This window comes from Thermococcus sp. SY098 (genome assembly GCF_035621495.1).
Taxonomy (GTDB): Archaea; Methanobacteriota_B; Thermococci; order Thermococcales; family Thermococcaceae; genus Thermococcus_B.
The window spans coordinates 1,749,911-1,775,208 of record NZ_CP141821.1 but is presented as its reverse complement, the minus strand read 5'-3'; the positions used below and the strand labels follow the sequence as shown (position 1 = coordinate 1,775,208).

Here is a 25,298-nt window from a genome sequence, read left to right as displayed (position 1 = left end):
GCGATATGGAGTTCTTTGAAGTTATAAGGAAAAGAAGAAGCATCAGGAAATTTCAAAATAAAGAAGTTCCGGATGAACTAATTGAGAAAATCCTCGAAGCTGCCTTTTATTCTCCAAGCTCAAGAAACAGGAGACCCTGGCACTTTGTGGTTGTTAAAGATAGAGAGCTGATAAAAAAGCTCGCCAAAACAAGATCCGCTGTAGAGTTCCTTGAAACAGCACCTTTAGCGATAGTTGTCTGTGGGGATGAGAGGATAAGCAATGCATGGGTTTACGACTGCTCAATAGCTGCTGAGCACATTCAGCTGGCAGCAACTGCCTTAGGTTTAGGCGCCTGCTGGGGCCATATACACGAAAGGATGCACGATGATAAGAAGACAGCCGAGGATTACGTCAGGGAACTCTTGGGAATCCCTAAGCATATAAGGATCCTCTGCATAATCGGTATTGGATATCCAGCTGAAGAAAAGCCAGAGCACAGAAAAGAAGAAATAATGTGGGAGAGGGTGCATTTAAATAGAGTTGGAAACCACTTTTAAATAATCGCCGGAATTCCCGGAATTCTCGGGAATGGCTGAACCTCAGCTATGTGCTTTGCTCCGACGATGAACCTCACTAATCTCTCCATGCCTATGCCAGCCCCTGCTGTAGGCTTGAGCAATCCTGCTTTGGCAACCTCTAAGTATGGTTTGAATGCCTCAAGGCTTATCCCAGCTTTCTTCATCTTCCTGACGATTATATCGTACTCCCACTCTCTCTCGCCGCCGCTTGAGACCTCACCGTAACCCCATGGTAAGTACAAGTCATAGTTTCTGAAGTGTCCCGGCCTCTCTGGGTCTTCCCTGTCGTAGAATTCTCTCTCAATATCAGTGATCCAGAAGGGTTCATCCATTGCTTCACTTGCTTTATCTTCATCACCAAATTCAGCTTTGATTTCCTCCAAGGTGAACCGCTTAAACGGTGGCTTAGCCTTTGGAACTTCTCTGCCCAGTTCTTCAAGGATTTCCCACTTTCTTGCCTCTTTGAAAAGCCCAGAGATTGCCTCTTCGATTAAGCTCATGACGTCATCCATGGTTGCATATGCTATTTCAAAGTCGAGCTGAGTGAACTCATATGCGTGCCTTCCATCGTCAGCTTCCCTTCCTTCGAGCCTTATGTTTGGAGAGAGTATGAACAACTTGTCTATTCCCATGGCAACTGCCAATTGCTTGTGCAAAATCATACTATGCATTAATCTGAGCTTTCCACCATATGCCTCTATCTCTGGGGGCTTTAAGGCTTCACTTGCCGCTGGATCTGGCCAGAGAGGATCAGTTATCGAGCTGAGCATCACTGGAAGCAGCCACTTAAATCCTTTGCCAACAAAAAACCTTGTCATATATTCAATGACTTTGGTCTGAACTTCCATAGCTGGGGCAATCTCTCTTTTAACTAATTGAACAGCATTCATGTTTATCACCTATTTTTTGACACTGCATTCATGGTTTATGTCTTTTATGCAAAAAACTTTGGAATTTGAACAAATTTTGGCATTTATATATGATAATTTTTGGACAATTGACAAGAAAAATGGTTAGAATTGGCATCCCAAATGATCCCAAAATCCCTTACGGGCGTGAAATTATTCCCCAGTGGTGCAAACCAATATTTTATAACAATTAGACTCCAAGTATTCTACGGTGACAAAAATGGGAGTTTACATCTTTACTCCAGAAGATTTGCTCCGCTATGGTAACATAACCAATGAACAGCTTGAGACTATTAAAAATGCCCTTCTCAGAAAAAGCGACATTTTAGTTGTTGGAGCAAGCAGAACAGGCAAAACAAAGCTGATTGAGGCTATGGTTCATTTAATTCCCGATGAGTGGAAAATAGCAGTTGTAACGGCTTACAATGAGTTCAAACCCTTCAAAGAAAACATTGAGATTATAAACACTGAATTTGATAAAAGGAGCGTTAGAACAAGAACAAAGGAAGTAATTGAGGAAATCAAAAAGCTTAATCCCGATTATGTTGTTATAGACACTCTCCACACAATTAACGTACCTCTGATTCTGGAAGAGCTTATAGATGACTATGCATTCATAATATCCTCTCTCATACTTTCAAGGGACATAGTGAGTGAAGTTAAACACTGGCTTAAGATAGATGATAATACTCTAAAGAGGTTTGAACTTGTAATTGAGCTCTACCGCGATATAAAAGAGGGAGCCAGAAAAGCTAACGCAGTCTATAAAGTAGTTGAAGAAGGAGGAGAAATAAAACTGGAGAAGATACGCTAAGCTTTCTTCTTCAGTTCTTCTATAACTTCTTTTAAGTTTTGGAGCATCTCCTCAATGTCTTCAAAAGTCATGTATCCCATGTGACCAATCCTAAATGTCTTTTCTTTAATTCCTTCACCGTAACCCTTCGCCAGTTCAAAGCCCCTTTCACGCATTGCATTGTAAACGTCTTCGCCCTTTATGCCCTCTGGCGTTAAGACGGCAGTTATTGTTGGGCTTTCATAACCCGGCTCTGCTAAGATTTCAAGACCTATCTCCCTAACCCCGCTCCTTACCATCTCTGCCCTCTTCTGATACATCTTGAGCCACTCTTCCTTGCCGCCCATCTTCTCTATGATTCTCAACACAACGTTGAGACCAAAGACCTGAGGCATCGGTGGGGTTGAAGGTGTTCCCTGCTTCTTGTAGTTAAACTTCTTATAGAGAGGCAGATCAAAGTACCAGCCTCTCTCCGGCATCTTTTCGGCGATTTCAAAGACCCTCTGGCTAATGGCAGCGATTGCCAGACCAGGTGGAACACCAAAAGCTTTCTGTGAGCTTCCAAAAATTACGTCGATTCCCCATTTGTCAAATTTTATATCAGCCCCTCCCATTGCACTAACCGCATCCACAAAGAGAAGCTTGTCATGTTCGCTTACAACTTTGGCCAACTCTGGAAGGGGATTGAGAACACCTGTTGAAGTTTCATTATATGTTATAGTTACTGCATGAACATCAGGGTTTTTTCTTAATGCATCATCGAGATCCTCTGGCTTCACAGCCTTTCCGGGCTCATACTCAAGGACAACAGCTTTTCTCCCATTCGACTCAACAACTTCCTTAAAGCGCTTTCCAAATGCGCCAATTATGGTAACTAAAACCTTTCCTCCCCTTGGAACTGTGTTCCTAACAGCAGATTCCATAAACCCGGTTCCAGAACTTGGAAAGAGAATTATTTCTCCGTTTTCAGCTTCTAAGAATTTTTTAAGCCTTTCAAGGGTGTCCATGTGGATTACCTTATATTCCTTTGCTCTGTGGCTGAACATCTGAACTTTCATTATCTCAAGAACCTCAGGGAAACATGCAACTGGACCAGCTGTGAAGAGCTTGTATCTCGGCTTAACGATCTCATAAACTTCCTTGTAAGCATCCTCAAACTGCATCTGCATAAACACCACCTCATCTATTGGAACTGACATAGTATTCTCCCATCAATGAGTCTCCGATAGGATTTATATTACTTACTACCTAGTTAATATCTCTCCAAAAAAATCAAGTCTACAAAGCATGTTGAATAGCCTCAGAGAACTTCCATTTTTTAGTATTTTTATTTTTGTTGTAATATTCTACTACCTTTTTGAAGGTTATTAATGCCAATAACGCATCGTGAGTATCTCTAACTGAAGGTGCAAGTGAATATTTATTATCACTAGACCAATAACCAATTTTTTCCTGAGTTTCCAGTAACCAGGAAATTGGTGACAACACTTGTTCACTAAATGGATTAGCACCATAAAGAAGAAAAGTTATTATCGACCAACTTGTATTCCTAGTTACTCTATAAGACCTACCTATGTCCAAAAATGATCCATTTGATTGTTGCTGAGACATTAACCACAAAATGGAATTGTTTAATATATCCTCCTTGCTATTAATGAGGTAAGTACCAAAAAACTCACTCAATCCAGTTAGTATAAATGCCGTCTCTCCGGGATTACTAATTCCCCCATTTTCATAACCCCATCCAAAATCAGGATTTATGTTGTTAAAAACAAACTCAACAGATCCTTCAATTTCACTAAGTGAAACTCCTGCAACTCTTAATGCCATTAAAACAAAAACAGTAGCTAGAGGGCTGGGGTAACCCTCTGTTATTACCCATTTCCATCCGTGAGTTTTGGAATCCCTAACATCTATCAACCATTGAATACACCTTTGGATTAAATCACTTTTAGGATCTTCCCCAGTCATAATTAAGTCATAAATTACTACAGCAGTGTGAACAGGACTAGGAATAGCACTATCCGTCTGCGGGGAGTATCTGGGCCAATATATATAATCAGGAGTAATAATGGCTGTCTTGTAAATATATTCAATTGATTGAATATAGTCACTTGGTAAAGCGTCAGCTGCTGCTAACACTAGTAAAGAATCTGCTGTTGAAAATGGATCAGGGAGTAATGATGGCACCCTCCCCCATCCATAGGTTCTTGAATCCCTTATAGACAACAACCAGTTAATTCCTTTGTCAATAGAATTATTAAGGTGGGTTAATAATAGTCTTTTTAGAATTTCGAAATTTTCAGGAATATTAGCCTCAGCCATAGTATTAATATTTACCATTTGGAGAGTTATAAATGTTTTGGTTATTATATTAAGTTATAATGATTTTTTTATGGAGTATTCTTTTGATAGAATTACCTTCCCAGAATTCTATATATATAGGATTTTCCTTTCTTTAGAGGTTTAATAGAAATTAATAACTCCTCATTAGAATGAGGATAAAGCAAGAATTTTTCACTAATAAGAACATTTTTTCTTAGACATTTTAGCATACTAGAATAGCTCCGAATTTCAATACTTTCCGGAAACACTATAAACACCTGAACATCTACTGCAAAGTTCTTTGTTTCATTTTTAAGTAAAAGATGAATCGTTCTATATTGATATACCTTTAAATTCTCAATGCCACCGATTTGGAGAGTTATTGTTGGATACCAATAGTAGAGTGTTATCAAATTTAAAATAATCCCTATATATACGATCATCAGAAGATATCCCACAAAAATTTCACTGATAACAATAATTGAGTAAGAGGAAATATACTGGGGAGAGAATAACATTGTTATGCTAAAAAATAAGTATTTTTCAAATGGAACGTTACCAAGAATTTTGAGATTATAGTATATAATTGCATACGCAAGAGAAACTAAAATTTGAGGTATTAAGATGAATACCCCAAATAACAACATGTCTCCAGAGGATACCATTCTAAGAATAAATGTTGGTTTGTCTCCAAAAATAGAGACTGGACTAATAAGGGAATAAGCAATAATAAAACCTAAGCTCAATAGGAGTATCCCCACTAGCATCAAAAGAATACTCATTTCCGTCACCTCAAATCATTAAGACGTTATAGATTTCAACAGTTAATAATTTTAAGTCTAACTCTGCAGTTATTTAACTGTGATAAAAATGAGACAACATTACCTTGGAATAGCACTTCTCATTGCATCGGCTTTCACCGGAACTCTGGCTTTTAGATTAGCGGTCCCTGCCGTTGCATTCTATACCAGAGATATTCTTAAAGCCTCAATGGTGAACATCTCTGTGATTTCGGCTTCTTTTATTTTAGCCCGATCCCTCTCTGCGCTTTTTAGCGGTTTACTCTTAGAGAAAAGGAAAAGCCTGGTATACCTTGGTGCACTTGCAATGACTGGCAATGCCCTGGCTGTCAATCTGTATCCATTCACATCTTCATGGATCCATGTTGTTGGAATCAAGCTCATGAACGGCTTTCTGAACGGTATTGCATGGCCGATTGCCCAGTTTGTTATTGCTGTTTCATCTCCCAAAGAGATCAGAAGCAGGGTCACAGCTTTGTACTTTATCTTCGGAAACTTCGCCGGGCTTTTGGGCAACTACACTTACGCTCTAACTCAAGAGTTTGGATTAAAAGGACAGATGTACCTTGCATCGTTTTTCTTTTTCCTGACAGCCCTCTGCATGTTGCTCTCATACTGGCTCCTCTACGAAAAGATAGTCCCCAAAAGAGAAAAAGACACAAAAGAAGGCGAAGCTCCAGTGGATGCAAAGAAAATTTTAATCCTATCTGCTTTGATTTCATTCCTCGTAGCGTTCACCTCTGGTGAGATAACCTATGTCTATGTTGCCGAAACGCTAAATTTGGATAGAGGAACTGCAGCAACGCTAATTGGACTCATAGGTTTCATAGCGACACTTTTGGCGTACATTCCTTCAAAGTTTGCTGATTTAGGCAATGAGAGAAAAGTCATCATAACTGTATCAATTCTGGCTGGGGTGTCACCGATTTTAGCAGCGATCAAAAATCCGGTTACTGTATTCCTTGGAATTTTAATGGCAATATTTGCCGCTCAAACATTCAGACCAATCTCAAGGAGTTTATTAGCATCAGCAAAGAGAGCCTCAGCTGCTATTGGAGGAATAAACGCTGTTAGGAATATATCCACAACTGCTGGACAGTTGGTCTTTGGACTTGCCTATTCCTTAGGTGAAGTTGCAATATTGGGGATTGTTTTAAAAGCTGCACTGCTGATATTTGCTCCCGTGTCACTTCTGCTGTTCGGGATTGCTATGATGCTAAATGGCAAGAGGTAGCACGTTTCGTTTGCAAAAAATTTATATAGATTGAGCAGCCTGAAAACTCTGCACTCCAAAACTTTTATAAGCTGAGTAGATTTCCTAAGTTTAGGTTACGCTCATTATGGAGGTGAGTTGAATGGCTTTGAGACCAGCCAAGATTGACAGATACGTTGACAAACCGGCTTACACAAGGAGAGAGTACATAAGAGGTGCCCCAGGTCCAAAAATCACAATCTTCGACATGGGAAATCCAGCTGGAGATTTTGAGTTCGAGGTTAGTTTGCACACAGCTGAGCCTGTCCAGATAAGACAGAACGCCCTTGAAGCAGTGAGAATTCAGGTGAACAGATACCTCCAGAAAAATGTCGGTAGGAGCAACTACCACTTCAAGATCAGGGTTTATCCGTTCCAAGTCCTCAGAGAGAACCCGATGGCTACCGGAAGAAAGGCAGACCGTTACGGAAACGGTATGAGGAGACCATTTGGAAAGCCAATTGGATTAGCTGCAAGGCTTAAGAGAGACCAGAAGATAGTGACAGTTAGGGTTAACAGACAGCACCTCAAGTTTGCCCTTGAAGCAATGAGGAGGGCAGCAATGAAGTTCCCATGCAAGTGCTACTACAGAATTTACGATAAGCAGGGAAACGATATCACGACAAAGATTCTCTCAACCATGTGATATCTTTTCTTTTCTCCCTATTAGTTCTTAAAGAAAGCCACTCCCCAGATGTCATGACCACTTTATACCAGAGCTCTGAAGAGGGTCCGAAAAGCTCAAGTGAGATTAAAATATAGGGAAGCAAAGAAAAATCAAATTACGCCCCAAACTTCTCTGTCCTTCCCATCAGATCCATCATCATTGGAACTATGTCATGTCCTTTGACCCTTCCAATGCCGCCGCGCATGCACTCCCTTTCTCCAAAGCTCTCTGTATAGTCCGTCCTTACACCTCCCCCGGCTATCAAAAGAGGTACCGGATCGCCGCTGTGGTTCATGACCTCACATGGGGTTGAGTGGTCACCAGTCACAGCTATAACTGTCCTTTCCAAGTCGATGTTCTCGATAATGTAGCCGATCATTCTGTCAGCCTTCTCAATCATCTCTGCCTTGAGCTTTGGCTTGTTGTCGTGCCCTGCAGCATCTGTAGGTTTGAAATGAACAAATACAAAATCATAATCCCTTAACAGTTCAACAGCCGCTTTAGCCTTTGCCATTTCGTCAGTATTATACTCACCAGTGGCTCCTTCAGGTGTGAACACATCAAAGCCAATAGCCCTTGCAACACCTTTAACCAGAGCAGTGGCAAGGACAGCGGCAGCTTTCACCTTCCACTGTTCAGTGAACTTCATGGGAATATCTGGATAGGTCCCAGCTCCTCTAATGAGAAGATAATTGGCAACAGGCTTGCCTTCTCTTCTTCTCTTCTCGTTGACTGGATGGTTTTCAAGAACCTCATGAGCTTTTTGAACAAACTCCTCAAGAATCTCAGCCACTTTCCTGCTCTCTTCATCCTCATATGTGAATTTGTGTGGCGGTTTACCTGCCTCATGCGGATCATTCTCACCGACTCTGTAACCTTCGGCCATCCCTTTAAGCACCAAGACTGTCCTGTGTCCAGTTGCGCCCTTGAATATGAACTCAACTGGAAGCCTAACGTTTTCTTGAATCGCCTTTGCGAGCTCGTGAGCTTCCTCAGTTGAAATCCTTCCTGCCCTTCTGTCAACAATTATTCCATTTTTAATGGTTGCAAAGTTCACCCTGAAAGCTAAATCATCTTTATCCAAGTCCAAACCAACGCCTAATGCCTCAAAAAACCCTCTTCCCCTGTAGGTTTTATAGGGATTGTATCCAAAGATTGAGAGATGAGCTGTGTCGCTTCCTGCCGGCTGTCCGGGTTTTATCGGATCCTGCAGTCCAAGGATCCCTATTTTAGCAAGCTTATCAAGGTTTGGTGTGTTTGCATATTCCAATGGCGTTTTTCCGCCAAATTCCTTTATGGGTCTGTCTCCAAGACCATCTATGATAATCAAGATTCCTTTCCTCTTCATTTCAATCACCTCACTTTGCTCCAAGTTTAGAATGAGATTTCTTAAAGATTTCTGGGAAAAAGCTTTTTAATTCATCAGCGTTGCCTCTCATGGAGGTGAGAGGTTGAAAATCATATGGGCACCGTGGAGAATTAGATACATAAGATCTCCAAAGCATAATGGATGCATTTTCTGCGACTTTCCAAAGGAGAACAGGGATGAGGAGAGATTAATTCTGTACAGAGGAAAATATGCATTTATAATCATGAACAATTATCCGTATAATCCTGGTCATGTCATGATTGCCCCCTATAGACATGTTGGAAAGTGGGAAGAGTTAACCGATGATGAGCTTTTGGAAATAATGAAGCTTTCTCAACTGATGATAAAAGCCCTAAAGAGGGCAATGAATCCTGATGGGTTTAACATGGGTGTTAACTTAGGCAGAGTTGCTGGAGCTGGTATAGATGACCATGTTCATCTTCACATCGTTCCGAGATGGAACGGGGATACAAACTTCATGCCAGTCTTAGCCGATGTAAAAGTAATTCCGCAGGCAATAGAAGAGAGCTACAAAGAGCTGAAAAAGGCTCTCGAAGAAGTTTTAAGTGAGGAACATCATTCTACAACGTCAAGATCATAGCTGTAGGTCTTCCCATCCAACTCGGGGTTTATTGACTTCAAGACCTCAAAAGTGTATACCCTCCCTCTCTTTTCCACATTAACGACTGTTGTTGAAAGGAATTCCATGATCGGGAGTGGGTTGAACTCTCCAGTTTTCAAAACAGATTTGTCAACGAAATACACTGCGATTCTCCTTTTGTCTCCAAGCCTGGAAGAGATTTCTGCCAAGGTCTCTAAGACTTCAAGTCTTGAGGATCCCAAGATGAGGAGCTTTTCTATTCCCAAAACTGGATTCATGACCAGAGACCCATCATCAATGGCATTCTCGTAGATCGTTTGGTATTCTCTCCTCAGTATAACACCTCCGCGGGAGCTAATTTTTCCCACGATCTTTCCAACACTTTTCACTCCTCCAATTTTAATAACCTGCAGATCCTCAAATTTCGAGGTATCAGTTCCAGAAAGCTCAAGATGCACCTTATAGATATACAGCGTGTCCAGGAAGTCGTCAACAAGAACCCTCATGTTTCCCGCGCATTTGATCAATGAGTAAAATGAATGAACTGGAACAGATTTGGAATCATGCTCAATAAGAACTGTCTCGCCAGCTTTGAGGCTCTCAAAAAATTTTTCTAATTTCAATTTATGTTCACCATACTGCACTCAGTATTGACGTTTATATAATTTTCCCAAGAATTCTTCTAAAAAAAGACAAAAAATCAAAATTAATATGAAAATCCTGCCAATCAGGGAAGGATTTTTACTTTACCGTTACTTGCTCTATAATGATCTCACCCTCATGAACTCAAAACTCCCATCAGCCCTCTGCTATTTCCATCCACTTCTCTCTTGTTCTCTTAAGACAGCCTTCCGGCATCAGCTCCCGCTCTGGACAGTATCCAAGCTGAATACACCTTGGTCCTAACTTTGCCCATTTGATTATGGGTCGTAATTCTTCAACTTTTGAAATCTCCTCCAACATTTTCCATGCAACATAATTTATCTCCCACTGAGCCCTTTCACATGTTCTGAGACCAAAGAAGTGCTTAAGTTCCCTAAGATTCATGGTTACGACAATTTTAGTCCTAACTGCCTGAGGAAGAATATAGCGGGCATCTTCTTGATGAACACCGTTTTCATAAGCCTCTTTGTATAGTCTTATTGCTCCTTCCATGAGCTGCTTCCACTTCTCATAAAGTTCAGGCTTCTCTTTAATGCTCTCTGGAATTAAAAATGTCTCCTCGACATCTTGAGGGTTTAGTTTTATATACCTATGGGATTGCTGCGTATAGCTGGCAATTCTGTGTCGAATTAGCTGATGAGTACATACACGGGAACATCCCTCAATCGCAAATGTGAAAACTGCATGCTCCAAGATGCTCTCATGCCCATATGAGAGGACCTTTGGTAGGTGTCTCCTTACATCAGCCATTGTTGTCCTTTCGAATGCTTCACTTTCCCATTCCCCCCAGTAAGAAATCAGTGCAGCCCATGTTACGGTTTCCAAAGGTTTTGGGGTATAGTTAGTGAGCCTAACCTTTATCCTATCCACGGGAGAACCCTCCGAACTATAGATACACTGCGCCCTTATTAGTCTTGCCAGAACACTTCTGAAAAAGAGACGAGAATTTCTGTTTATGTTTGTCAATAATACCGTCAATATGTCCCCAAAACTTTCGTTAAATAGCACTTTTTAACGACGAAATAGTTATTAAAACAAAAGAATCAGCTTTATATGGTGATGCCGATGGTAGTTAGCTTGGCTGGAAGAGATATTCTCTGCTTACAGGATTTTACCAGAGAAGAAATTGAAACAATTCTTGAAACAGCAAAGATGATGAAGATATGGAACAAGATAGGAAAACCACATCGCCTTTTGGAAGGCAAAACTTTGGCAATGATTTTCCAGAAGCCCTCAACCAGAACAAGAATAAGCTTTGAAGTTGGAATGTATCAGCTTGGAGGATATGCTCTCTACCTGAATGCCCAAGACCTTCAACTGAGGAGGGGAGAAACAATAGCAGACACTGCCCGTGTACTGAGCAGGTATGTTGATGGAATTATGGCAAGGGTTTACGCCCACAAGGACGTTGAGGATCTGGCAAAGTACGCAAGTGTCCCTGTAATCAACGGTTTGAGTGATTTCTCACATCCATGTCAGGCTTTGGCAGACTACATGACAATTTGGGAAAAGAAAGGGAGAATACAGGGGATTAAGGTTGTTTATGTAGGGGATGGAAACAATGTTGCCCACTCCCTCATGATTGCCGGAACGAAGCTTGGTGCTGATGTTGTAGTTGCCACACCAGAAGGATATGAGCCCGACGAGAAGGTTATCAAGTGGGCTGAGAAAAATGCAGCCGAGAGCGGCGGGAGCTTTGAGCTCTTGCATGACCCAGTTAAAGCTGTAAAAGGTGCCGATGTAATTTACACCGACGTTTGGGCTTCAATGGGACAGGAAGCTGAGGCTGAGATGAGAAGGAAGATATTCAAGCCGTTCCAAGTCAACAAGGAGCTTGTCAAGCACGCAAAGCCAGATTACATCTTCATGCACTGCCTTCCGGCACACAGGGGCGAGGAAGTTACAGACGATGTAATCGACTCACCAAACAGTGTTGTCTGGGATCAGGCTGAAAACAGGCTGCACGCTCAAAAAGCGGCTCTGGCCTTGATTATGGGTGGTATTAAGATCTGATCTATCTCCTTTCTTTTTCCAAAACTTCTATAAATAGCGACCGAGGTTACCTAATCATGCTCGAAAGACTATTCAGCCTTGGATACTCAAAGACCTTTGCTGAACGATACTACCATCTGTGGGGGGAAAGAGCAATAAGAATAGCCGAAGCCATGGAGAAACCCTTGCCAAGATGCTTTAGGGTGAACACTCTCAGGACTGAAATTCCAGAGCTTACCAAATTGCTGAACAAAAAAGGCTTTCAGTTTAAAAGAGTTCCCTGGGCAAAAGAGGGGTTCTGCCTCACAAGGGAGCCCTTTTCAATAACTTCAACACCTGAATACTTAAGCGGTCTTCTTTACATTCAAGAGGCATCTTCCATGTATCCACCCGTTGCTCTTGAACCAAAGCCAGGAGATGTTGTTGCAGATATGGCTGCTGCTCCGGGTGGGAAAACCTCTTATATGGCCCAGCTTATGAAAAACAGGGGAATAATTTATGCCTTTGATGTTGGAGAAGAAAGGCTGAAGGAGATGCGCCTCAACTTGTCTCGTCTGGGAGTCACCAACGTAGTGGTGTTTCACAAATCTTCCCTATACATGGGCGAACTTGGAATTGAATTTGACAAAATTCTTCTTGATGCTCCATGCACTGGAAGCGGAACAATTCACAAAAATCCTGAGCGTAAATCAAACAGAACGCTGGACGATATCAAGTTCTGCCAGAATCTGCAGATGAAGATGATTAAGGTTGCACTGGAAAATCTGAAAAAAGGAGGAGTTTTGGTTTATTCCACATGCTCCCTTGAGCCAGAAGAAAACGAATTTGTAGTTCAGTGGGTGTTGGATAACTTTGAAGTTGAACTGCTGCCTCTTCGCTATGGTGAACCAGCTTTAGTTAAACCCTTTGGAATTGAACTGAGTGAAGAACTCAAAAAAGCAAGACGATTTTATCCAGATAAGCACGGTACAAGCGGATTTTTTGTTGCAAAGATTAGGAAGATTGAATAAGATAACATATTTATGTTTCCGTATAACATGATGCTACATAACATTCAAATTAGACACAAAAATGACTAACATATTCCCCAGAGGTAAGTAGAAAACACTATAAATACATATACCAAAAATCCAAAATATTCCATTGCCTAATTAAATTTACAGAAAGTAAACATCAGCACGGAGGGAAGCATATGCAAAAGAGTATAAAGGAATTCTTAGAAAAAGTCCAACCAGGTGAAACAATACTGATTGAATATTCCTCAATTGATCATCCGGAAATTGTATTCTACTCAATCACCAAATGGGCAGACGAAAATGGTCTGCCAATTATAATCCACGATGTTTTAGACACATTCCATATTTTTGTCGAGCACTTGAAACTGAATGGATACGATGTTGGCTTTCTCAATGATGTATATGTCATTAAATCAGGTGGGATGATTCAATTAGGGAAGATAGTCAGGAAAGTGAAGCTGAGTGATGATATCGTGGTTTACACCAGAAATCTCCACGAGATTTTGAGAGACCTGTTCACAAAAATTGAAAAAAGACCCATAATCATAATAGTATTAGGGGCGGGAAAGCACCTTAAGCGATATGAGAACCAGCCAAGAGTTCTCGAATATTTCTTCGAGGTTGTCACAAGAAAGTGCCTTGGAAACACAAACAGGATAACATATCTGCTTGGAAATCCCCATCTTCTGCGTCATGACGTGAGGGTCGAACTTGAGGAAGCACCTACCAGAATCCTTGAGCTCAAAGAGTATGGGAGAAAAGTCGTGATAAAGAAGTCTCCATATTTGACAGAACTAATGGAAGAGCTGGAGGTGATACCGTGACAGATGGAAGAGCACTCATTGAGTACCTCGGTTCAATAAAATTTGGAGAATCTGTGCTTGTGGAGTACTCTCCCGAAGCCCCAATCCCCATAATATTCAGAGAAACTATTGAATTTCTACTTAAAAAGTATAACGTTCTGATACTTGACATCTTTGACACACTTCACATGATTAAAGAACCACTGAAGATCATGGGGTGGAATGCAGAAAAACTGGACAAGATAGATGTTGTTAAAGCAGGAGGAATAATAAACACCGGAAACATCATAAAGAGAATTGATATATCCAAAGATCCAGCAGTTTACACACTGGAATTCGCTGAGTTTATGAAAGAATACTACGCAACACATGAGCTCACTGTTCTCATAGCCCTTGGAATAGACAAGCTCATTAGGCTGTATACAAATGAAGTAACATCCTTTGAGATCCATATAGCAGGAGTTATGAAAAAGTTCTTGGGAGAGCGGTCAAGATTATCACTTTATTTTGCAAACATGGCACTTGTGCCTAAAGAGACCCTTTATGAATGGGAAGAGATTGTGACAAGGGTTTTTGAGATCACCCTTAAAGGAAAAATGAAATTTGTAATAAAGGTCAAAAAGTCCCCCAACATAGAAGACCATGGAAAGGAGTTCGTCATTTCTGCTGATGAGCTCCCCCTTGTAAAAGCTTAGCTTCAATTTTATGCAACTTCTTTTTCACATCCTCACTTAGCAATCTCTCAAGCTCCTCCCTTGCCGCTTTAGCAAGTTCAAACTTAGATTCATGTTTTTCCGCCACATCAATCCAATGAAGCTTTTTACCCTCCACAAAAACATCGATATCAGCAAGACGTTTATAGCCCCTATATTCAAGCCCCTTCAAAAGGAATTTAATTCTTAAAGGATCCTCCCATGTTATCAGCTTGATCTTATATACTCTTATACGCATGAACGGCCTTGGGTAGTCCCAGTCCCATCCTTCACTTACGGCATATCCTAAATCCAAGTCCTCAAGAACAAGGAGAAGCCTTTCAATGTTCTCCTCATACCTCTTCATGTTGTCATAAAGGCGAATCGTTATTTCATTCCAGCCTTCTGGAAGAACCTTGTGCATTATAACTGGGAGATCTATGCTCAGGGTCTTGTAAAACTTCACAAAATCTTTTTTAAACAGCAGGGAAGCTTTAATGTCCTCAAGTCCTATAGGGGTGTTCAGCTTTTTCTCTGTAAGCACCAGCAGGGTGTCTCTTTCCTCGCCCTTTTCTATACCCTCAATTAATGTTACAAGCTCTCCATTATAGCGGCTTGCGAGAAGAGTTTCAGCATTTTTGGACCCTTTTGGCACTCTGAACAGAATTATATGTGGACCGAGATTTATCCTCTCCACAGGTGCCTTTGAGTTAAAAAGCTCTTTTAAAACGCTGTCACACCTCATTCTTACCAAAAATGCTTCCTGGTTTGGGTTCTCTATGTATGTCTTCCACTCCTCGCTCAGCGTTGGCACCACTATAGTCTCAAATTCCCAGCTTTCCTTAAGTGCCTCATTTACCGACATTCTCTCTGCATCGAAAAAGTTTTCAATAAAACGCTCCAGTTCATCGAGCTTTTCTCCTCTTACAAACACGAGGGATGGCCCAAATCTAAGCAACCTCATTACATTCCCCTCATTAACCTATATCCTCTCTCAAAATTTGTACCATCTGGGTATTTAATCCCTACTACCCTTTTGCTGGGCAGCAAGATGAAATTTATTCTGAGAACCCCGTTTATACCTTTGGGGATCAGCCGAAAATTATGTCCATAGAGCCTAAAATCCACGTTGTTAATTTCAGCAACATCGCTGTACCTGTGGCCAACTGCAAGCTTTACTCCCTCTATCTCAATAATGGTTCCCGGTGGGACTATTTTAGAGCGGGCAGTACGTTTCCTTAGTATGGATACATCATCCTCGTTTCCAGGCACAATGTAGACTTCAGCTTTTGAATTTTCAAGTATGTGAAGGAGTTCAATTAGAGATTTCTCGTACCGCTCCCTGAGCTCTGGCCTTCTTTCAAGCTTTATGTTGTCAACTAAATCACCAGTATGTATTATGTAATCCGGCTTCGTCTTTTCAATAAGATTGAGAAGAAACACATAGATGTTGTCTGGAGTATCACTTATATGCATGATCTTCTTCTCATCCCTTCTAAGCAGGATATCTGGGATTTTTTGCCTTCTCAGAAAGTTGGGTAAATTGAGTCTCATCTCTTCAAACTTCAAGGGAGCATTATATATACCTATTGGCTCAAAAGTAAATGGGTGGGAAAAATGAAGATTCTCGTGCTTGGGGCTGGGAATGTTGGAAGAGCAATAGCTTACGATTTGAGCAGGGACTTTGAAGTATGGGTTGGGGACAAAAATAAAGAGCATCTGGACAAAGTGAGAGATTTCGCGAACACGATTAAAATTGATGCGTCAGATTTCGATAAACTGGTGGATATCATGAAAAAGTTCGAGATTATCGTGGGAGCACTACCGGGAAAGCTTGGCTTTACCACATTAAAAGCTGCGATAAAGGCTCAAAGGGATTTAGTTGACATCTCGTTTATGCCGGAAGATCCCATGGAGCTTAGAGATGATGCTGAAAATGCTCAGATAACAGCGATAGTTGATGCAGGGTTTGCACCCGGACTAAGTAATATTCTGATGGGGAGAATCTACCAAGAGATTGATGAGCTAAAGGAGGGCATAATCCGAGTGGGGGGTCTGCCAAAAATAGCGAAACCTCCCTTGTATTATAAAATTACTTGGTCTCCATATGACCTAATTGAAGAGTATACCCGAAAAGCCAAGATTATCAAAAACGGACAAATAGTTGAAGTTGACCCGCTTGAAAAAATTGAGAAAATCAAAATCAAAGATTTTGAGTTTGAGGAGTTTATTAGTGATGGTCTCAGAACTCTCTTAGAGAACATAAGAGCTGAGCACTTAGAGGAAAGAACCCTCAGGTGGCCCGGTCATCTGGAAAAAATTAAAGTGTTAAGAGAGCTTGGATTTTTTAAACCCGAAAACATAGAATTTACGCTGAAAGTAATAGCTCCGCTAATGCAGTACGAAAGTGACGACTTTTCAATAATGGAGGTTTACGGCAGAGGGACATCCAACGGAAAAATTAAAGAAATTCATTACTTCCTCTATGATGAAGCCAAAGAGGGATTTACCTCAATGGCAAGAGTCACAGGATTTACTGCGGCTGTCATAACTCGGCTTTTGGCTGAAGGAAGCTGCGTATATGGTGTAATCCCCCCAGAAATTCTTGGCATGAGAACAGATATATTTGTGCGAATAATCGATGAGCTGAAAGAGAGGGACATTATAATAAAAAGGTGGTGAAGATGTTGCATCTAATAATAGCAGACTCGGAGCTTGAACTTGTGCCAAAGAACATATTAGATCATCCAGCTGTTGTGAACTATGCCAAAAGACGAGGGAAAAAACCGGAGGAAATTATTTTGGATTCAACATATCATCACTCGGCATTGAGAAAGCTTGAAGATGGGAATCGAAGGGGAAGGCCAGATATAGTTCACTTTTGTTTGATAAATGCCCTGGAGAGCATACTCAATAAAGAGGGTATGCTTAGAGTTTATGTACATACGAGAAACGATAAAGTCATATATATAAAACCGGAAACGAGGATACCAAGAAACTACAATAGATTTGTTGGGCTTATGGAAAGCCTCTTTAAAAATAAAGTTGTTCCCCCAGACCTTGGACTTCTGAAGCTTGAGGAAAAAACTCTGAACCAGCTTTTAGAAGAAATCAAACCAGATGCTGTTTTTATAATGCATGAAGAGGGAGAATTTATGAAGCCAAAAGACTTCGGACAGCTTTTGAAACAGTTTAAAGATCCTGCGGTTATTGTAGGAGGATTTCCTCATGGAGACTTCAAGAGTAAAGTTGATGGAGTGAAAATAAGTCTTTACAAAGAACCATTAATGGCCTGGACTATAGTAAACGAAGTCGTGATAAGTTATGAGCATGTAATCCTCTAATATGAACTAATGACCATATTAAAAAGAATTCTGACAAAAAGGAAACAAGAAAACAAACCAGTGAACTCTCCCTGCAGTCATTACTCCTGAAATTATTTCAAAAGCGCTTACCCGCTCCTTAACAGTCCCAAATCAGTGTTCAACACACTTCCTTGCTCTCAACATTCTCACCATTAATTTTTTATTACAGCTTCATCAACTGTGATGAAATTCCTCCGTTTTTTGACTGCGAGGAGTTTTTACAGCTCCCGCTGGTTTTTTGCACCAGTGTGGTTATCCTCTTTTCTGCTCGAATTTTATTCCAGTGAAAAGATTTTAAGACTGAAAATCAGCAGTATAGGATGATTTCAGCTCTCATCTCCCCTTTTCTGAAGTGTTAACAAAAACTTACATATAACTCAAACTGCCTAATCCTAACAGTATCTTATCAAAGACAGAAAAGTATATTAACCCAAACATGTAACATGTAAAAAATAAAATGGATAAAAAGCAAAACCTGTCTCGCTTTTCTTTTCTGCGGGATGGTTTTGAAAGGTGGTGAAGGTATGAATAAATATCTGATGGTAGCAGGGCTTTTTATGAGCTCTCTGCCGAGCGCACTTTGTCAGGAGGATGATAGATATCTAACGGGGTTTCACGTGAGTGGACCTCTCATCGGCGTTGCAATAATCCTCGGCTTGATACTACTGCTCTGGCTTATTCTAAAGCTCATGCTCAAACTCATAGTCGTGGGGATAACGAGCCTGACCTTTGGCGGTGTTGGCTACCTCATAGGCACGATGTTCCTCCCAAACCTCGCTATATACATTGGAGGTGCATTCTTTATTCTCGGTCTGTGGCTTTCTCTCAAGCTGCTAAGAGCGCAAGGAGGAAAAATAGCTGTGGTCAAAACTTCATCGGAGCACGAGGACAGCTTCTTTAACGACGACTGGGGAGAGGAGGATGAAGAGTTCTAAGAAGGACAGGACTTTCAGGGAAGAATTTCATAGGAAGTAAAACCCATGAAGGAGCAGTATAAAAAGGGGTATCCGGATAAAGAGAGCCTTAACGTTGAGGGATGAAAAATGTCTGAAGAACCTCTCACAGGTTTTCACGTTTTTGGCCCGCTCCTGGGGCTTTTCTTTTTAGCTACCTGGGACTTTTTCTATGGGCCGGATGAAAAGTCATGAAGTGGATAACAGGAAGAGGATAGGTGGAAAAAATGAGAAAACTTAAGGTTTTGATTGCGCTCTTCATAATCTCGAGCTTATTCCTACCCTTCGTTAGCTCATCGGACGCGTGGGAGGTTATCTACGAGGTTCAGCGGGATAAAACTATGTTCGACAGTCCCTACAACCCGGTGGCATTCGTCTCGGGGAATGGGGGGGACTACTACCTCTTAGGGAGCCACGGGGCTGGACTGGCTGTGCTGATACACCTCTCGCCCATGGGTGAAGTCCTCTGGTCAAAGAACTTCAGCCTCAGTCAGAAACTTCCCCTTAACCTCCCCTACGGGCAGTCTCAGATGATACAAGACATCGCCGTTGGAAAGGACGGCATCTACGTCGTATTAATGACAAACGGCGTCGTTAACATACCTTATCCAGACGACTGGATTAGAGGAGATCCGCTCTTCACTCTCGTCAAGTTCGACTTCTCTGGAAACCCGATCTGGATAAGGGCATTCAAGAACTCCGCAGGTGGCTATTCGGGCATCAGGGTTCAGCCCACCGGTGACGGGGTCATAGTGGTCGCTCCCCTTTATGCGCACATGCACCATAAAAACCCGGACGACCCCTACGATCACGATCACATAGCTTCCGCCCTCGCAATAGGGGCGGTGAAGTTCGACTCCTCCGGGAACCTGGAGTGGATTCACATCTACGGCAGGGAAAGTCTGCACGAGCATATCCAGGCGGTGAGCTTCAATGGAGACGAGGTGCTGATAGCGTACTCCTCTCCCGGAGGTCCAGACCTTGGATTCCTGGCCATAGATCCCGAAACTGGAAAGCCGAAATGGGTTAAGGAGTACAGACAGGCAGTGGATGGAGCTGAGCTCTGGAAGATGGGAGGCTTCAACACCCTCTCCGGCGGAAGGCCGATGCTTTACAGCGTCCCAGACGGGTGGCTCTACACGAACGGTCTTCCCGGGAAGTACGATGGCGGAGCATCGATCTGGGTGAAGCTCGACAAAACGGGCAACATCCTCTGGAGCGGCTTCTGGAACACGACCCTCCGTGATGGACAGTCCCCGGCGGGCTTTGCCCTCGCCGATGACGGGAACTACGTTTTCTTTGACCCGCTCGTCAAGATGTCCCCCTCGGGGGACATCCTAAAGGTCTACTACGACGTCCAGCCCCACAGCCGGTATATAGCTCGGGCCGGAAACGGCTTTGTTATCTTCCTTCCCCCGGACAGGCTCCTGAAACTCGGCCCGGAGATGGAATTTGCAGGCTGCGACGTCCACCACGTCGAGCAGGGCGGAGAGCTGGCTGCATGGGTTCCGAACTTCGTGGATCTAAGAAAGGACGACGTGAAGTTTGTGAAGGTGCCTTTCTACTCCGAGGCCAGCTTTGAGGGGGCATTTGAGTTCGACGACCTCCCAACGTGGGAGTGGTACAAGGTCGCCCCGGTGGATGTTTGGGTGCACGATCATCCGACCGAGTACTTCCATGTTAAAGAAACCTGCAACCAGACTGAGACTCACGCGGAGGGCAGCTCTTCAGGTGGTACCCAGAGCTCCAGCCCATCGTCATCCACCTCCCCGGAGTCAAGCTCTCAGGCAACCTATTCCACACCATCCTTGACGTCAAACACTGGAGGCACAGAGACTAGCAGCAGTCATTCGATAAGCTTTACCTGCGGGCCGGGTGGGATTGTGGCGCTCGCACTCCTCCCAATAGTGTTCTTCAGGAGGAAAAAACAATGAGCAGAGTTTTGGCGAGTGCCTTAGCTGGTCTCCTCTTGGGAGCTTTAATGCTGGCCGGCACAGTTGTTTCAGCGGAAAAGTTTCCGGATCAGTTGCCCTCGATAACTAAGGAAGAAGCTAAATCCCTCGGTCTGATACTCACCTTCAGCAACGGTGGGGGTGGCCGCCCGGATTCGAACTACATCAACTTCTACCAGGACTTTATGTGCGTCAACCATAACCCGGAAGTTACCAACTACCTCGAGGTCATGGTCACATACTACACAGACAACGAAGCCGTAGAGCAGTTTAGGTGGTTCCTCAAGCGGGGAAAGAACTACACCGACAGGGAGGAGGATCTCATAGGCTTCTGGAGCAATGAGAAGAAGGGGACAATATCTTACCACTACGAGTTCAGCGAGGGGCCTGACTACGCTGACCTCAAGTTTGTGTATACCAAAAAGTACTTTGATGGCCGCGGGTTCACGTCGATTGAACACACCTATGTAGCTCTGGTTAACGACCACTACTGGGTAACCGCGGAGGCATCTTACAATGAGGGGACGAACGCCTGCAACCTCGAAGCCCTTGCCCCGGTTCTGCTCAACATGTATCTGAGCAGGATACCCAACAGCACTGTAAGGGTTCCGGTTAACGCTTCCGTCAACGTTCCCGAAAACCAGGGGGGCTCTTCCAATGGCCTGAGTCCCGAGGCCGCCAAACGGATGGAAGAGACCAACGAGGGGCTCAAGGGACTCGGTGAGAAATGGGGAAGCTTCGTGGTCATCAAAACGCCGAAGGGAGAGGTCGTCAGGGTAGTCAACTCAAACCCGGACTATTCTAGAGAGGGCTCGGCCCTTGGCTGGAAGGCCAAATACTACGGCAACAAGGCCCTCGATACCTTCATCGATCAGGTGGCAAACTACCTTCCCAAACCATTGGGGCTTTTCAAGGACTACTTCAAGGCCGACAAGGACGTCAACGTCTTCTCAGACGATGAGATGGTAAAGAAGACCGCCAAAGACCTGCACGTGGACGAGAGGAGTGCCTCGCTCTACAACGGCATGTCCGATATAGAGAACCGCGAGAAGGCAATATCTCCCTACAAGAACGCCGTTCCATCGAAGGTCGAGACGAAGCCGATAGAGGTGGTTCTCAACTCGATGGGCGTGGCAATAAAGAAGACCCTCGCTCAGGACTACAGGTGGGAGTTTGAAAGGACTGCAGAGATTGCCGTCCGCTACAAGAAGGCGGGTATGAAGTACCGCGACATCATCAGGAACACGATCGACGAAATGAGGGACACCACCATGGGGATGCACAGGGTCAACATGATAGACAGGAACTCCAAAGGCGACTTTAGAGACCAGGAGGCTAGGGTGAGGTTCTACATCAACAAACTCTTCGAGGAGGGGGTAATATGAAGGGAAAGCTTCTCCTGGTACTCCTCCTAATCGCGGGTGCCTACCTGTACCTCAACTGGGACTTCCAGATTCCCGACAACCTAAGCCCTGAACAACTCATAGACACCGCCAAGAACGTGACGAACAACCCCGGAGAGACTTCCAGCACCATCGAAACCCCGTCCTCCAGTGGAACGGAAACCTCGGGCGAGGATTTGGCCGGGAACGTCAGCGTGGTTAGCTCCGGCAACTGGACGGTTATACAATTCGAGACGAGCGTCATCGACGGGAGCCTTCCTGGTGCCCTCTACACCCTCGCGGAGAAGGCCCGCGAAAACGGCTCCGAGAACATCAGGGTGGAGGCATACTTCGGGGACGAGCCTATTCTGGCCATCTCAATAGAAAACGGCGACTTTGACAACCCGCTCTTTGAAGACATAAGGAGACCGGAGTTCAGGATAGAGACCGACTTGGGCCTCTTCGATGTCCTCGTGCACAACGTAACTGTCACGAACGATACCGCGAGTGTTTCCCTTGAGTACCTGGCTGGGGAGGACTCCTTCTGGAGGGACTACGCCAGGATGAGCCTTGCTGTACTGGAGGACGCTCCCTGGGTGGAGAGGGTTGAGATTATCTATCTCGGCGAGAGAAACGTTAGCATTTCAGTGTCAAGTAAAGATCTGCTGAAGGCTCTCTCTGGAAACATCACCCCCAAGGAGTTTGCAGATGCTGTGAAGATAGTCGAACTTGAAAAGAAGTAGAGGAGGTGAAAAAATGGGACTTATCAAAAAATTCATTACGGGTTTCCTGATACTCATAGTCCTTGGGATAGTGAGCGTCTTCGGGATGAACTACTACTACACCCACGCTTACACCCAAGTTCCTGTAGAAGTCAAAAGCGAAAGTGTTACAGGTGATGTCTTCTACCTCTCACATGTCCTTGATCCCGGCAAATATATGATAAAGGCAGGCGGTGAGGGCATAGTTGATAAGATAACAATACTCGATGAGAATGGAAATGTCATCACAGAATCAGATACAAACAATTTACTCTACTCCTCTTCCAATCCGTTTCAGGTCAGGATTGACTACAAAGCAACCACAAGCGGACAGTACACCGTCAAAGTTGAGATATACAAGCTTGTGAAGAAGTGATTTTTCTTTTATTTTTTGCTTTTTGATAATCCTTCTTTAAAAAAGTGTTGCTTTCCTGCAGAGTTGATGGAGTGAAAATAAGTCCTTACAAAGAACCATTAATGGCGTGGACAATAGCGAATGAAGCAATTGTAAACTACGAAAATGTAATTTTGAATAACCTTTTAATATCCCGAACCACAAAAGAAATGTATAGAATGCTCATCGGGGGGATGAAATTTGAGAAAGTTGACGATTTTAATAATCCTCCTAATAGTAGGATATATGGTAGGGATTTGGACATTTTTGCTGTTTCCTCAGATACTTATAGCCGGAGGAATGAAAGCTCTTATGTTATACATAGCAATATCAGCAGTGTTCGCAGCTGTTCCATATTATAGTCTGGAGACAACAAAGAGAAGCAGGTATTTCTTTTTTGAATATCTGACTAAAGTCTCCAAAGCACCAAGTATTGGGATAAGCCTTCTGATGTTCATTATCATTGGGGCATCTCTCATACTTTACTACTCCTCACTGAGCATAACATCAATTGTTGGAAAAGGCAATACACTTTATGTCGCACTTGCGGTTGTTCTTTCCCTGCTTCTCTCGTCTTTAATTCTCTTCCGAGCAAAAGAGAAAAGCGTGGTTTTAATGGGATGGTTTGCAATTTTGTTCCTGATTTTTACATTAATTTCGTGGTACATAATCAGGAACTTTGCTCTATCGGTTGCAGAAAAAGCAGTTCCAGTTCAGTTTGCACTTGAAACATTAACAGGGAATATAAAGTCAACCCATCTTTCTATAACCTTTCCTCTGGTAATAAAGATAATTTTACTGGCGTTTTTGGGCTTGGGTTTAGGCTTTGGGTTCTACATAGTCTTTGGGACATTTTTGCCAGAAGAAACAGACTCAAGAGCACTGATCGGTGCTGGCTACATACTCCAATTGCTGATAGGAGTGCTGGCTACATACATAGTAGTGTATTCTCTTGCAGTTAGCTTTCCAGGGACAGCGATGCTCTACGGTCATGCAACCATAAATGAAGCAACAGGATACATAGTAAAAATCGCAGCAGCGCTAACTGAGATCAAATCCATGCAAGCAAAAACAGTTCTATATCTTTTGATGATATCAGTGTATTTAGCCGGGATGACAACATTTATACCTCTAATTGAAACTGCAGGGCACATAATAAGTGAATCTATGCAAAGCTCAAGAAACAAGGCAATCTCTGTTGCATTGATTGGTGTTTTTGCAGTTTCACTTATATTAACATCTCGCTACTTAAGAACCCTGTTCTTAGCATTATTTTTCTCTTTCCTGGGAATAATGGTGGCAGTTGAGACTCTGCCCCTAATACTGAGTGGAAATATACTTTCCAAACAAGCCAAAATCTACAGCAGTGTTGTAGGGGTATGTGGACTTTTAGTGGGAATCAGCATAATAGTGAGGACACTGTCATTGGGAGCATGGGAAAAACTGGGCATTGTAGCAGGGATTGTACTATTGGTACCACTTCTCCTAAACAGTGTGCTAATCAAAACAAGGCCCTAATTTTCAAAAATTTTTTAAACAGCCAAATATAAATCCAGTTAGAACGCTTATTGGAGGTTTGAAAAATGGGAGACAAAACTAAAGTCCAGGTCAGCAAGCTTAAACCTGGGAGATATATAATAATTGACGGAGAACCATGCAGAATTGTGAACATCACAGTTTCCTCACCAGGAAAACACGGATCAGCGAAGGCAAGAATAGAAGCTGTTGGTGTATTCGATGGAAAAGTTAGGAGCATAGTCAAGCCGACAAGCGCTGAGGTTGACGTTCCGATAATTGACAAAAGAACTGGACAGATCATTGCGATAACTCCGGATACAGTTCAGCTCATGGACATGGAGACTTATGAACTGTTTGATGTTCCCATAGAGACAGGAGTTAACGATGAGATCAAAGACCAGCTTAAAGAGGGCATCAATGTTGAGTACTGGGAAACCCTTGGAAGGGTCAAGATTATGAAAATCAAGGGAGAGTGACTTAATCTCTTTCCTTTCTGAATTTTTGCAGACCCTAAATCTTATAATTAAAATTC

27 protein-coding genes and 1 pseudogene are annotated in these 25,298 nt (G+C 42.9%); 19 read left to right on the top strand and 9 right to left on the bottom strand.

Annotated features, from left to right (window positions below):
* Positions 1-5 precede the first annotated feature (5 nt).
* The gene (locus VFC49_RS09880; protein WP_324736728.1) at positions 6-539 is read left to right on the top strand and encodes a nitroreductase family protein; all 534 of its coding nucleotides are present in this window, start codon (positions 6-8) and stop codon (positions 537-539) included.
* Here VFC49_RS09880 and VFC49_RS09875 read toward each other — a convergent pair.
* On the bottom strand, positions 536-1,450 hold the full coding sequence (locus VFC49_RS09875) for an asparagine synthetase A (RefSeq protein WP_324735424.1): 915 nt from the start codon (positions 1,448-1,450) through the stop codon (positions 536-538). The genes VFC49_RS09880 and VFC49_RS09875 overlap by 4 nt on opposite strands.
* A gap of 238 nt (positions 1,451-1,688) precedes the next feature.
* Between VFC49_RS09875 and VFC49_RS09870 the strand changes: the two genes are divergently transcribed.
* Positions 1,689-2,282 carry an ATPase gene (locus VFC49_RS09870; RefSeq protein ID WP_324736727.1) on the top strand — a complete coding sequence of 198 codons (594 nt, stop codon included), beginning with the start codon at positions 1,689-1,691 and terminating at the stop codon, positions 2,280-2,282.
* Here the strand turns inward: VFC49_RS09870 and VFC49_RS09865 are convergent.
* From VFC49_RS09865 to VFC49_RS09855, 3 genes are all read right to left on the bottom strand, one after another.
* Positions 2,279-3,424 (bottom strand): alanine--glyoxylate aminotransferase family protein, encoded by a 1,146-nt coding sequence (locus VFC49_RS09865; RefSeq protein WP_324736726.1) that lies wholly within the window; start codon positions 3,422-3,424, stop codon positions 2,279-2,281. The two genes, VFC49_RS09870 and VFC49_RS09865, sit on opposite strands and share 4 nt — an antisense overlap.
* Before the next feature lie 115 nt (positions 3,425-3,539).
* Positions 3,540-4,586, bottom strand: coding sequence for a prenyltransferase/squalene oxidase repeat-containing protein (locus VFC49_RS09860; RefSeq protein WP_324735423.1), 1,047 nt, complete (start codon positions 4,584-4,586; stop codon positions 3,540-3,542).
* Between the two features lie 92 nt (positions 4,587-4,678).
* A complete protein-coding gene (locus tag VFC49_RS09855; RefSeq protein ID WP_324735422.1) occupies positions 4,679-5,368 on the bottom strand; it encodes a hypothetical protein in 690 nt (229 codons plus the stop codon).
* Between the two features lie 88 nt (positions 5,369-5,456).
* On the opposite strand from VFC49_RS09855, the gene VFC49_RS09850 reads away from it, so the two are divergent.
* Both VFC49_RS09850 and VFC49_RS09845 read left to right on the top strand, forming a co-directional pair.
* Positions 5,457-6,620 carry an MFS transporter gene (locus tag VFC49_RS09850; RefSeq protein ID WP_324736725.1) on the top strand — a complete coding sequence of 388 codons (1,164 nt, stop codon included), beginning with the start codon at positions 5,457-5,459 and terminating at the stop codon, positions 6,618-6,620.
* Positions 6,621-6,741: 121 nt separating this feature from the next.
* Positions 6,742-7,284 (top strand): 50S ribosomal protein L16, encoded by a 543-nt coding sequence (locus VFC49_RS09845; RefSeq protein WP_013466330.1) that lies wholly within the window; start codon positions 6,742-6,744, stop codon positions 7,282-7,284.
* Between the two features lie 136 nt (positions 7,285-7,420).
* Here VFC49_RS09845 and VFC49_RS09840 read toward each other — a convergent pair whose 3' ends face one another.
* Positions 7,421-8,653, bottom strand: a complete 1,233-nt coding sequence (locus VFC49_RS09840) for a 2,3-bisphosphoglycerate-independent phosphoglycerate mutase (RefSeq protein ID WP_324735421.1) — start codon at positions 8,651-8,653, stop codon at positions 7,421-7,423.
* A 103-nt stretch (positions 8,654-8,756) separates the two neighbouring features.
* Between VFC49_RS09840 and VFC49_RS09835 the strand changes: the two genes are divergently transcribed.
* Positions 8,757-9,275, top strand: coding sequence for an HIT domain-containing protein (locus VFC49_RS09835; RefSeq protein WP_324735420.1), 519 nt, complete (start codon positions 8,757-8,759; stop codon positions 9,273-9,275).
* On the opposite strand, the gene VFC49_RS09830 is transcribed toward VFC49_RS09835, so the two are convergent.
* Together VFC49_RS09830 and thyX are read right to left on the bottom strand one after the other, a co-directional pair.
* A complete protein-coding gene (locus VFC49_RS09830; RefSeq protein ID WP_324735419.1) occupies positions 9,251-9,898 on the bottom strand; it encodes a DUF257 family protein in 648 nt (215 codons plus the stop codon). The two genes, VFC49_RS09835 and VFC49_RS09830, sit on opposite strands and share 25 nt — an antisense overlap.
* 175 nt (positions 9,899-10,073) lie before the next feature.
* Positions 10,074-10,808 (bottom strand): FAD-dependent thymidylate synthase, encoded by a 735-nt coding sequence (thyX, locus tag VFC49_RS09825; RefSeq protein WP_324735418.1) that lies wholly within the window; start codon positions 10,806-10,808, stop codon positions 10,074-10,076.
* Between the two features lie 195 nt (positions 10,809-11,003).
* On the opposite strand from thyX, the gene argF reads away from it, so the two are divergent.
* The 4 genes from argF to VFC49_RS09805 all read left to right on the top strand — a co-directional run bounded on the left by argF (position 11,004) and on the right by VFC49_RS09805 (position 14,444).
* On the top strand, positions 11,004-11,951 hold the full coding sequence (argF, locus tag VFC49_RS09820; protein WP_324736724.1) for an ornithine carbamoyltransferase: 948 nt from the start codon (positions 11,004-11,006) through the stop codon (positions 11,949-11,951).
* A 56-nt stretch (positions 11,952-12,007) separates the two neighbouring features.
* The gene (locus VFC49_RS09815; RefSeq protein ID WP_324735417.1) at positions 12,008-12,940 is read left to right on the top strand and encodes an RsmB/NOP family class I SAM-dependent RNA methyltransferase; all 933 of its coding nucleotides are present in this window, start codon (positions 12,008-12,010) and stop codon (positions 12,938-12,940) included.
* A gap of 182 nt (positions 12,941-13,122) precedes the next feature.
* Entirely contained in the window at positions 13,123-13,770 is a 648-nt protein-coding gene (locus tag VFC49_RS09810; RefSeq protein WP_324735416.1) for a DUF257 family protein, read from the top strand.
* A complete protein-coding gene (locus VFC49_RS09805) occupies positions 13,767-14,444 on the top strand; it encodes a DUF257 family protein (RefSeq protein WP_324735415.1) in 678 nt (225 codons plus the stop codon). Before VFC49_RS09810 ends, VFC49_RS09805 begins: the two co-directional genes overlap by 4 nt.
* On the opposite strand, the gene VFC49_RS09800 is transcribed toward VFC49_RS09805, so the two are convergent.
* Both VFC49_RS09800 and VFC49_RS09795 read right to left on the bottom strand, forming a co-directional pair.
* Positions 14,407-15,405: a hypothetical protein gene (locus VFC49_RS09800; RefSeq protein ID WP_324735414.1), complete on the bottom strand. Its 999-nt coding sequence runs from the start codon at positions 15,403-15,405 to the stop codon at positions 14,407-14,409. The two genes, VFC49_RS09805 and VFC49_RS09800, sit on opposite strands and share 38 nt — an antisense overlap.
* Positions 15,405-15,995, bottom strand: a complete 591-nt coding sequence (locus tag VFC49_RS09795) for a metallophosphoesterase (RefSeq protein ID WP_324735413.1) — start codon at positions 15,993-15,995, stop codon at positions 15,405-15,407. The genes VFC49_RS09800 and VFC49_RS09795 overlap by 1 nt, the downstream gene beginning before the upstream one ends.
* 63 nt (positions 15,996-16,058) lie before the next feature.
* Between VFC49_RS09795 and VFC49_RS09790 the strand changes: the two genes are divergently transcribed.
* From VFC49_RS09790 to VFC49_RS09745, 10 genes and pseudogenes are all read left to right on the top strand, one after another.
* Positions 16,059-17,123, top strand: a complete 1,065-nt coding sequence (locus tag VFC49_RS09790; RefSeq protein ID WP_324735412.1) for a saccharopine dehydrogenase family protein — start codon at positions 16,059-16,061, stop codon at positions 17,121-17,123.
* A gap of 2 nt (positions 17,124-17,125) precedes the next feature.
* Positions 17,126-17,785, top strand: a complete 660-nt coding sequence (locus tag VFC49_RS09785; protein ID WP_324736723.1) for a 16S rRNA methyltransferase — start codon at positions 17,126-17,128, stop codon at positions 17,783-17,785.
* Positions 17,786-18,330: 545 nt separating this feature from the next.
* Positions 18,331-18,741 (top strand): hypothetical protein, encoded by a 411-nt coding sequence (locus VFC49_RS09780; protein WP_324735411.1) that lies wholly within the window; start codon positions 18,331-18,333, stop codon positions 18,739-18,741.
* Positions 18,742-18,986: 245 nt separating this feature from the next.
* On the top strand, positions 18,987-20,693 hold the full coding sequence (locus tag VFC49_RS09775; protein WP_324735410.1) for a CGP-CTERM sorting domain-containing protein: 1,707 nt from the start codon (positions 18,987-18,989) through the stop codon (positions 20,691-20,693).
* Entirely contained in the window at positions 20,690-22,096 is a 1,407-nt protein-coding gene (locus tag VFC49_RS09770) for a hypothetical protein (RefSeq protein WP_324735409.1), read from the top strand. The genes VFC49_RS09775 and VFC49_RS09770 overlap by 4 nt, the downstream gene beginning before the upstream one ends.
* The gene (locus tag VFC49_RS09765; protein WP_324735408.1) at positions 22,093-22,836 is read left to right on the top strand and encodes a hypothetical protein; all 744 of its coding nucleotides are present in this window, start codon (positions 22,093-22,095) and stop codon (positions 22,834-22,836) included. Before VFC49_RS09770 ends, VFC49_RS09765 begins: the two co-directional genes overlap by 4 nt.
* Positions 22,837-22,849: 13 nt before the next feature.
* Positions 22,850-23,230 carry a hypothetical protein gene (locus VFC49_RS09760; RefSeq protein ID WP_324735407.1) on the top strand — a complete coding sequence of 127 codons (381 nt, stop codon included), beginning with the start codon at positions 22,850-22,852 and terminating at the stop codon, positions 23,228-23,230.
* 59 nt (positions 23,231-23,289) lie between these two features.
* A pseudogene (locus tag VFC49_RS09755) lies at positions 23,290-23,373 on the top strand (16S rRNA methyltransferase); the annotation flags it as partial.
* Between the two features lie 76 nt (positions 23,374-23,449).
* On the top strand, positions 23,450-24,766 hold the full coding sequence (locus VFC49_RS09750) for a sodium-dependent transporter (protein ID WP_324735406.1): 1,317 nt from the start codon (positions 23,450-23,452) through the stop codon (positions 24,764-24,766).
* A gap of 65 nt (positions 24,767-24,831) precedes the next feature.
* Complete coding sequence (locus VFC49_RS09745; RefSeq protein ID WP_013466315.1) at positions 24,832-25,242, top strand: translation initiation factor IF-5A; 411 nt, start codon at positions 24,832-24,834, stop codon at positions 25,240-25,242.
* The last annotated feature ends 56 nt before the right edge of the window (positions 25,243-25,298 follow it).

Coding starts and splice junctions, on each gene's coding strand:
- VFC49_RS09770 (WP_324735409.1), top strand. CDS start 20,690: ATGAGCAGAGTTTTGGCGAGTGCCTTAGCTGGTCTCCTCTTGGGAGCT.
- VFC49_RS09815 (WP_324735417.1), top strand. CDS start 12,008: ATGCTCGAAAGACTATTCAGCCTTGGATACTCAAAGACCTTTGCTGAA.
- VFC49_RS09850 (WP_324736725.1), top strand. CDS start 5,457: ATGAGACAACATTACCTTGGAATAGCACTTCTCATTGCATCGGCTTTC.
- VFC49_RS09745 (WP_013466315.1), top strand. CDS start 24,832: ATGGGAGACAAAACTAAAGTCCAGGTCAGCAAGCTTAAACCTGGGAGA.
- VFC49_RS09800 (WP_324735414.1), bottom strand. CDS start 15,405: ATGAGGTTGCTTAGATTTGGGCCATCCCTCGTGTTTGTAAGAGGAGAA.
- VFC49_RS09765 (WP_324735408.1), top strand. CDS start 22,093: ATGAAGGGAAAGCTTCTCCTGGTACTCCTCCTAATCGCGGGTGCCTAC.
- VFC49_RS09845 (WP_013466330.1), top strand. CDS start 6,742: ATGGCTTTGAGACCAGCCAAGATTGACAGATACGTTGACAAACCGGCT.
- VFC49_RS09870 (WP_324736727.1), top strand. CDS start 1,689: ATGGGAGTTTACATCTTTACTCCAGAAGATTTGCTCCGCTATGGTAAC.
- VFC49_RS09775 (WP_324735410.1), top strand. CDS start 18,987: ATGAGAAAACTTAAGGTTTTGATTGCGCTCTTCATAATCTCGAGCTTA.
- VFC49_RS09865 (WP_324736726.1), bottom strand. CDS start 3,424: ATGCAGTTTGAGGATGCTTACAAGGAAGTTTATGAGATCGTTAAGCCG.
- VFC49_RS09810 (WP_324735416.1), top strand. CDS start 13,123: ATGCAAAAGAGTATAAAGGAATTCTTAGAAAAAGTCCAACCAGGTGAA.
- VFC49_RS09790 (WP_324735412.1), top strand. CDS start 16,059: ATGAAGATTCTCGTGCTTGGGGCTGGGAATGTTGGAAGAGCAATAGCT.
- VFC49_RS09795 (WP_324735413.1), bottom strand. CDS start 15,995: ATGAGACTCAATTTACCCAACTTTCTGAGAAGGCAAAAAATCCCAGAT.
- VFC49_RS09780 (WP_324735411.1), top strand. CDS start 18,331: ATGAATAAATATCTGATGGTAGCAGGGCTTTTTATGAGCTCTCTGCCG.
- VFC49_RS09855 (WP_324735422.1), bottom strand. CDS start 5,368: ATGAGTATTCTTTTGATGCTAGTGGGGATACTCCTATTGAGCTTAGGT.
- argF (WP_324736724.1), top strand. CDS start 11,004: ATGGTAGTTAGCTTGGCTGGAAGAGATATTCTCTGCTTACAGGATTTT.
- VFC49_RS09875 (WP_324735424.1), bottom strand. CDS start 1,450: ATGAATGCTGTTCAATTAGTTAAAAGAGAGATTGCCCCAGCTATGGAA.
- VFC49_RS09785 (WP_324736723.1), top strand. CDS start 17,126: ATGTTGCATCTAATAATAGCAGACTCGGAGCTTGAACTTGTGCCAAAG.
- VFC49_RS09840 (WP_324735421.1), bottom strand. CDS start 8,653: ATGAAGAGGAAAGGAATCTTGATTATCATAGATGGTCTTGGAGACAGA.
- VFC49_RS09860 (WP_324735423.1), bottom strand. CDS start 4,586: ATGGCTGAGGCTAATATTCCTGAAAATTTCGAAATTCTAAAAAGACTA.
- VFC49_RS09880 (WP_324736728.1), top strand. CDS start 6: ATGGAGTTCTTTGAAGTTATAAGGAAAAGAAGAAGCATCAGGAAATTT.
- VFC49_RS09760 (WP_324735407.1), top strand. CDS start 22,850: ATGGGACTTATCAAAAAATTCATTACGGGTTTCCTGATACTCATAGTC.